This is a genomic window from Acidobacteriota bacterium (assembly GCA_012517875.1).
Lineage (GTDB): Bacteria > Acidobacteriota > JAAYUB01 > JAAYUB01 > JAAYUB01 > JAAYUB01.
In genome coordinates, this window is sequence record JAAYUB010000143.1 from 1 (window position 1) to 6,104 (window position 6,104).

Annotated in this window: 8 protein-coding genes; 6 read left to right on the plus strand and 2 right to left on the minus strand. The window is 68.2% G+C overall.

Features of this window, described 5'->3' with window-relative positions; all coding sequences use genetic code 11:
- From GX414_14425 to GX414_14445, 5 genes are all read left to right on the plus strand, one after another.
- On the plus strand, positions 1-631 hold a 631-nt coding region (locus GX414_14425; GenBank protein NLI48295.1), incomplete at its 5' end, for an ankyrin repeat domain-containing protein.
- Between the two features lie 103 nt (positions 632-734).
- Positions 735-2,153 (plus strand): class II fumarate hydratase, encoded by a 1,419-nt coding sequence (locus GX414_14430; GenBank protein NLI48296.1) that lies wholly within the window; start codon positions 735-737, stop codon positions 2,151-2,153.
- A 128-nt stretch (positions 2,154-2,281) separates the two neighbouring features.
- Entirely contained in the window at positions 2,282-2,806 is a 525-nt protein-coding gene (locus tag GX414_14435; GenBank protein NLI48297.1) for an RNA polymerase sigma factor, read from the plus strand.
- Positions 2,807-2,815: 9 nt separating this feature from the next.
- On the plus strand, positions 2,816-3,316 hold the full coding sequence (locus tag GX414_14440; GenBank protein NLI48298.1) for a hypothetical protein: 501 nt from the start codon (positions 2,816-2,818) through the stop codon (positions 3,314-3,316).
- 38 nt (positions 3,317-3,354) lie between these two features.
- Entirely contained in the window at positions 3,355-4,275 is a 921-nt protein-coding gene (locus GX414_14445) for a hypothetical protein (protein ID NLI48299.1), read from the plus strand.
- 86 nt (positions 4,276-4,361) lie between these two features.
- Here GX414_14445 and GX414_14450 read toward each other — a convergent pair whose 3' ends face one another.
- Together GX414_14450 and GX414_14455 are read right to left on the minus strand one after the other, a co-directional pair.
- Positions 4,362-4,700 carry a type II toxin-antitoxin system PemK/MazF family toxin gene (locus tag GX414_14450; GenBank protein ID NLI48300.1) on the minus strand — a complete coding sequence of 113 codons (339 nt, stop codon included), beginning with the start codon at positions 4,698-4,700 and terminating at the stop codon, positions 4,362-4,364.
- Positions 4,685-4,927, minus strand: a complete 243-nt coding sequence (locus tag GX414_14455; GenBank protein ID NLI48301.1) for a ribbon-helix-helix protein, CopG family — start codon at positions 4,925-4,927, stop codon at positions 4,685-4,687. Before GX414_14455 ends, GX414_14450 begins: the two co-directional genes overlap by 16 nt.
- 326 nt (positions 4,928-5,253) lie before the next feature.
- On the opposite strand from GX414_14455, the gene GX414_14460 reads away from it, so the two are divergent.
- Positions 5,254-6,104 (plus strand): M24 family metallopeptidase (locus GX414_14460; protein ID NLI48302.1); only part of this gene is annotated, 851 nt, incomplete at its 3' end.

A 6,104-nucleotide genomic window follows, 5' to 3' on the forward strand; every position in this document is an offset into this window, starting at 1 on the left:
GGCGCTGGCCGCGGTGCGCGGCCACGAGGCGGTGGTGCGCCTGCTGCTGGACCGGGGGGCCGAGCCCGACGCCAGCACCGGGCGGGAGCGCCTGACCGCGCTGATGTGCGCCGCCGCCAACGGGCATGCCGGCGTGGCGCGGCTCCTGCTGGACCGGGGCGCGGCGGTGGACGCCGCCAGCCGGGACGGCTACACCGCCCTGATGCTCGCCGCCGGGTATGGCCGGCTGGAGACGGTGGGCATCCTGCTGGGCGCCGGCGCATCCGTCGCCGCCGCTACGCAGACCGGCTGGACCGCGCTCATGTCCGCCGCCGGCTCCGGGCACGCGGCTGTCGTGGACCGCCTCATCACCGCAGGCGCCGACGTCAACGCCTGGACCCGGGACAGTGGCACCACGCCGCTGCTCTGCGCCGTGGGCAACGGCCACGCGGCGGTGGTCCGGCTGCTCCTGGCCCGGGGCGCCAATGCGGCCCTCGCCGATTCCGCCGGCGTAACCGCCGCGGCGCTCGCCCGCCGGCTGGAGCACGCGGAGATCGCGCGGCTGCTGGCGGCGGAGACCACCGCGGCGGCCGGCCGCCGCCCGCTGCCGCAGCCTGACCCCGTGGACCCCGGCCGCGGCTTCGCCCATTGACGGACCCGTCGCCGGCCACCCGCATCATATAATGGAAGCGGCGCCTCGCCCGCGGCGGCGGGGCGCCGTGTCCGCACACCGACTGATCGGAGGCATGGCGATGATGCACACCGGTGAATGGCGTCTGGAACGGGACTCCCTGGGCGAGGTGCGCGTCCCCGCCGACGCGCTCTACGGCGCCCAGACCCAGCGGGCGGTGGACAACTTCCCCGTCAGCGGCCTGCGCTTTCCGCGCCCCTTCATCCGGGCGCTGGGCCTCATCAAGCTGGCCGCAGCCGAGGCCAACGCCGCGCTCGGCCTCCTGCCGCCGGAGCCGGCCGCCGCCATCGGCACCGCCGCCCGTGAGGTGGCCGACGGCCGGTGGGACAGCCAGTTCCCCGTGGACGTCTTCCAGACCGGCTCGGGCACGTCCACCAACATGAACGCCAACGAGGTGATCGCCGCCCGGGCGCGGCAACTGCTGGGCGACACCGCCGGTCCGCGCGCCGTCCACCCCAACGACCACGTGAACATGGGCCAGTCGTCCAACGACGTCATCCCCGCCGCCATCCACGTCGCCGCCTTCGAGCAGGCCGCCGGCGGGCTGCTGCCGGCGCTGCGCCACCTGCGCGACGTCCTCGACCGGCGCGCCGCGGCGCTCGACGACGTGGTGAAAACCGGCCGCACCCATCTCATGGACGCCATGCCCGTGCGGCTGGGGCAGGAGATCGGCGCCTGGTCCAGCCAGGTGCACCACGCCATCGTCCGGGTTGAGGCGGTCCTGCCCCGGCTGGCGGAGTTGGCGCTGGGGGGCACCGCCGTGGGCACCGGCATCAACGCCCACCCCGAGTTCGGCCGCCGTGCCGCCGCGGCGCTGGCGCGGCTCACCGGATTGCCCTTCCGTGAGGGGGACAACCACTTCGAGCTGCAGGCAGCCCAGGACACGGCAGTGGAGTTGTCCGGCCAGTTGAAAACAGTCGCCGTGACCCTGATGAAGATCGCCAATGACCTGCGCTGGATGAACTCCGGGCCCCAGGCGGGTCTGGCCGAGATCGCCCTGCCGGCGCTCCAGCCCGGCTCCTCCATCATGCCCGGCAAGATCAACCCGGTGATCTGCGAGGCGGTGATTATGGCCGCCGCCCAGGCCATCGCCAACGACACGGCGGTCACCCTCGGCGGCCAGTGGGGCAACTTCCAGCTCAACACCATGCTGCCGCTGGTGGCCCACAACCTGCTGCAGGCCGGGGGGCTGCTGGCCGCCGCCGCCCGGCTGCTGGCGGACAAGGCCGTGGCCGGCTTCACCGTCAACCGTGCCGCCGTGGCCGATTTGGTGGAGAAAAATCCCATCATGGTCACGGCGCTCAACCCGGTGATCGGCTACGACGCCGCCGCGGCCATCGCGAAGCGCGCCTATGCCGAAGGGCGGCGCGTCCGCGAGGTGGCCGCCGAGGCGACGGGCCTGGCGCCCGCCGAGCTGGACCGCCTGCTGGATCCCCGCTCCCTGACCGAGGGCGGCATCAAGGGCGGCGGCTCGGGCGGATAGCGCGCTCGTCGACTCGGTTTCATTTATTTTGAGTCGGTGCCACAAATCCGCCGCGGCTTCGTCTATGGTGATGATGGCCGGGCGAACGAGCGGTTCGCGCGGTTTGCAGCCGGGTCGGATCAACGAGAATGGATTTCACTCAGACACAGACCATGGACCGGATAACAGAAACGCACACCGCGCTGGAACGCCTGTACCGGGACCACGCAGCCTGGCTGCTTCGGCTGGCGGTCCGCCTGACGGGGCGCCTCGATACCGCAGAGGAACTGGTGCAGGAGGCGTTCCTGCGGATGGCGCAGCAGCCTGACACCGGCCGATCGCCCGAGAATCCGCGGGCCTGGCTGTGCCGCGTGACGGTGAACCTGTGGCGGGATCGACTCCGCCGCCTGCGGTGGCGACGATACCTGCCGCTGGCCTGCAGCCCCAATATGCCGGACGACCACGACACGGAAGCAGACTACCTGCAACAGGACCGAATAGCGAAAGTCAGGCACGCCCTGAGCCGGTTGTCCGATCGGGACCGGCTTCTCGTCGTGCTGTACTGGGACGAGACGAGCTACGCCGAGATGGCCCGCGTGCTGGACCTGCGGGTGACCAGCGTGGGGAAGGCGCTGTCCCGGGCCATCGACAGGTTGGCGGCACTACTGGAATGAGGTGTGACCATGCGATGTCCTGACCGATCCGCCATGCAATCGTTCGTCGACGGCGAGCTGGATTCCCGCTCCGCCGACGCGATCGGGACGCACCTGGTGGTGTGCCCCCGCTGCCGCGATGCAGTCGATGCCGTCCGTCGGCGGGCCCAGACAGTCTGCCGTTCGCTCGATGAAGCCTGGCCCGTCGTGGCCGCGCCGCCGCAGGCGTCACGCGCCGTGACACCTGATCAACGATTCGCAGCGACGGGTGCACCGCGCAGCATCTGGCGCCGACATCTCCGAATTCCGATCCCGCTGCTGGCTGCCACCGGGCTATTGATCACCGGCATGGGCACTGTCATCTGGCGGCAGCACCTCACCATGGGGGAGCTGCGGACAACCCGGCAGCCGCCGGTCACGACAGTCACCATCGCCGCCGGCGGCACGATCCTGCAGCAAGAGATCGTCCTGGACCTGTCCCGGTGCCAGCCCGTCGAGGATATGACAGTTTATGTTTTCAGGGAGGAATGATCATGCCATCCACTGTCGGGTTGATTGGCTGGCTGCTGTTGCTGACCACCATCAGCCTCGCCGCCGGACCGGCGATTGCGTCGGTTGACACAGGAGCGCCGGCCGCGCCGCCGGAAGAGCGCCCGGGTGCCGCCGCGAAAGACACGGGCGTAGAGAGGCCGATCATCATCAACCTGGATCTGGCGTTGTTGCAGATCCACCCTGCAGAAACCATGACTCTGTTGGCTCCGAAAGTGCAGGTCTTGTTGGGACATTCGGCCACCATCCAGACAGGTGCGAAAACTACCGACGAACGGACTGAATCGAGGGAGTACCGGCTCACCATCCGGCCCGCCAGGATTCTGTCCGATGGCATCGAGCTGCAGTTTCAATGGACCATGAAGATCGGGACAACTACCAATACCGGCAAGGCCGCGGCGACGGTGCGCAATCTGGAAAAGGCGGTCGTCAACCTGTTCGAGGATCGGAGACGCAACATCAAATATGCCATCCAGGTGGTCCCACTGGTGGAAAACGTGCAACCGGCGGGAGCGTATCCGAAGCCCTTGCACGAGTTGCGCATCACGGGCGGCATGCTGCTTCTGAACGACCGTCGGGTGTGGGGCGGATCCGGCTCCAACGGTTCCGCACGGAGCGACCAGGAAGGTGCCGTTCACTTCGAAATCCTGACGAAACAGTTCGGCCGCTTCCGGTTGTTTTTCCGTCCCGCCGGCAAGACGGACCTGATGGGGACCGTCAAAGGCAACATCATCCGTTTCGACTATTTGGACAACCTGTTCGAATTAGTCTCGCGGGACGACTTTCTCGACGGCGGCCCATGGAAGGTGTGGATCCAGCACGATCCGGATGTCTTCACGTACCCGGCGCGAGGTTCGGGATCGCGGGGCCCGGTGGGACCCGATTGGAGCGTGGTGGAAGCCAGCGTGGGGGTCGGAGCCGGTGGCGGTCCCGACTGGTGATCCCGATCAGCTGTCATCCGGCTGTGCCGAAGTGGGGCGGATCGGTTGCCGGGGCTGCCGGACGGACTATCGGATTCATGCCGTTGTCAGGGTCCGATGATTTCATTGAGCCCGTCCACGACCTGGGCGATCTCCTCGGGCTTTGCTTTCCCGAGCCGGTTCCCGATTCGTTCGACCGCCAACGTCCGGATCTGGCTGATCTTGACCCAGGACCGCTTCGGCAGGCCTTTCGACTCGAGCTCCAGTGTCAGCGGGAAACCCGCTCGCTGCGGCTGACCCGTGATCGCAACGGCGATCACCGTACCCGAACGCTCGTTGAACACATCGTGACTCAGAATCAGGACCGGCCGCTGCCCGGCCTGTTCATTCCCTCGCCCCGGGTTCAAATCCGCCCACCGAATATCGCCCCTCAGTATTCCGGCCATCGCCTCAACTCCTCCGACAGTCCCTCCTCCGCCAGGGCCTTTTCAAAACTCGGATCCAGCTTGCCGCTCTCGCGCGCCAGCCGGTTCTGATCGACGCGCTCCAGCTTCTCCTTCACCGCGACTTGGATCGCCTGGCTGCGATTGCGGAACACGGCTTGTTTCACCAGATGATCCAGCCGCCGAAGGAGCGCTTCATCGATGGTGATGGCCACTTTAGATCGTCCCATGTCGCACCTCCGGGTATGACGATATATCATACCTGAATATCTGTCAAGTACGGCCCGATGATCGAACCCTGACCATTCGACGAATGCGTCGAACCGCAGGCTTTCGCAATTTTACGCAACAATGCAGTCAACGCCGGGCCACGGCATCCTGCCACGGGTGTGCGTCGTCGAACGCGCGCGACGAAACACCGCCGCCGGTTCGCGCTCGTCCGGAGCGCGTCACCTCCCCGATTGACAGCGGCGGTGACCCCGAAGTACTGTGGTAGGGCATTCAATCGACACCCCAAGGAGCGCCCCATGTCCCGCATCGTGTGCCAGCCAGTCTCATGATCCGACGAAATTGGATCGCCCTGCTGTTGCTCGCCGTCGGTGGCGGTTTGCTGTGCGCCGTCACGCCCGAAACCGCCGCCAACCCGTGGCCGGCCATCCGCCGGGCGCGGGTGGAGCGGCTGCTCCCGGCGGCGATGCAGGCCGCCGGCGCCGACGCCTGGGTGGTCATCTGCCGCGAGAACGCCAACGATCCGCTGGCGCTCCACGTGGGCGGCGAGAATGCCGGCGGCCAGGCCGCGTTCCTCTTCTTTCTGAAGGACGGGCGGGTCGCCTCGCTCGCCATCACGCCGCCGGGCGAGGCCACGGCACTGCAGGAGGTGGGCCTCCACGACGCCTACCGGGTGCTGGCACGGGACGAGAGTCTCTGGTCGGCCGTGGCTGCGGCGCTCCACGAGCGCGGCGCGACGGTGGTCGCCGTCAATTCCTCGGCTCGCGCCGTGGCCGACGGGTTGAGTCACACCCAGCGCCGGGAGCTGGAGGCGGCGCTCGGCGCCGGATGGCCCGGCCGGCTGGTCTCGTCCGAGGAGCTGGTGATCACCTGGCTCGCCGTCAAGCTTCCCGAGGAGATTGCCATCATGCGGGACGCCGCCCGCCTCACCGAGCGGCTCCTTCTCGAGGCTTACGCCATTGTGGCACCGGGGCAGACGACCGACGCCGACGTGGCCCGGTTCCTCAAGGGCCGGATGCGCGAGCTCGGCGTCGGCGACGCCTGGGCCCCCGACCAGAATCCCAATGTCAACTCCGGGCCCGACCGCGGCCATTCCCACTCCACCGGCAAGATCATCATGCCCGGCGACGTGATCCAGATCGACTTCGGGATTCTGGTCCACGGCGTGTGGTGCTCCGA